The sequence below is a fragment of the Streptococcus sp. 23.2 genome (assembly GCF_016648665.1).
In the GTDB taxonomy this organism is placed as follows: domain Bacteria; phylum Bacillota; class Bacilli; order Lactobacillales; family Streptococcaceae; genus Streptococcus; species Streptococcus salivarius_E.
The window spans coordinates 1-1,239 of record NZ_JACLQJ010000020.1 but is presented as its reverse complement, the minus strand read 5'-3'; the positions used below and the strand labels follow the sequence as shown (position 1 = coordinate 1,239).

Genomic DNA, 1,239 nt, shown 5'->3' with positions numbered 1-1,239 from the left:
AAGCTTGTCACAGAGTCAATCAACGAGTCAGCGACTATCACAATCAGCAAGTACAAGTGCTTCATTGAGTACATCAAGATCGCAAAGTTTGTCTAGTTCGATAAGTCAATCTTTATCGACAAGTGCAAGTAGATCTGCTAGCGCCTCAGCTCGAATAAGCTTGTCTCAGAGTCAATCAAAGAGTCAGCAAATGTCTGAGTCAGCAAGTGCGTCAGCTTCAGCAAGTGCGTCAGCTTCAGCAAGTACTTCAGAGTCAGCAAGTGCGTCTGAGTCAGCAAGTGCCTCGGCTTCAGCAAGTGCTTCAGAGTCAGCAAGTACATCAGAATCAGCAAGTACTTCAGAATCAGCTTCAGCAAGTGCGTCAGCGTCAGCAAGTGCGTCAGCCTCAACAAGTACATCAGAATCAGCAAGTGCGTCTGAGTCAGTAAGTGCTTCAGAATCAGCGTCAGCCTCAGCAAGTGCTTCAGCCTCTGTAAGTGCATCAGAATCAGCAAGTACATCAGAATCAGCAAGTACTTCAGAATCAACAAGTGCATCAGAATCAACAAGTGCATCAGAATCAGCGTCAGCATCTGAGTCAGTAAGTGCCTCTGAGTCAGCAAGTGCGTCTGAGTCAGTAAGTGCGTCAGCCTCAGCGTCAGCATCTGAGTCAGTAAGTGCCTCGGCTTCAGCAAGTACTTCAGCCTCAGCAAGTGCGTCAGCCTCAGCAAGTGCGTCAGCCTCAGCAAGTACATCAGAATCAGCAAGTGCATCAGAATCAGCAAGTACATCAGAATCAGCAAGTGCGTCAGCCTCTGTAAGTGCATCAGCCTCAGCAAGTGCGTCTGAGTCAACAAGTGCCTCGGCTTCAGCAAGTGCTTCAGAATCAACAAGTACATCAGAATCAGTAAGCACCTCAGCTTCAGCAAGTGCGTCAGCCTCAGCAAGTGCATCAGAATCAGCGTCAGCATCTGAGTCAGCAAGTGCGTCAGCCTCAGCAAGTGCGTCTGAGTCAGCAAGTGCCTCGGCTTCAGCAAGTGCTTCAGAGTCAGCAAGCGCCTCAGCGTCAGCAAGTACTTCAGCCTCAGCAAGTGCGTCAGCGTCAGCAAGTGCGTCAGCCTCTGTAAGTGCATCTGAGTCAGCAAGTGCGTCAGCGTCAGCAAGTGCCTCAGCTTCAGCAAGTGCGTCAGCGTCAGCAAGTGCATCAGCGTCAGAAAGGAAAAGAGCGTGGGGATGGGCGGGGGGGGGGGGGGCGGGCGG

At 51.0% G+C, this 1,239-nt stretch carries 1 protein-coding gene; it reads left to right on the top strand.

Annotated elements, in window-relative coordinates; translation table 11 throughout:
* Positions 1-1,239, top strand: a 1,239-nt coding sequence (locus tag H7T98_RS09380) for a hypothetical protein (protein WP_201061765.1), incomplete at both ends; no start/stop codon positions are given.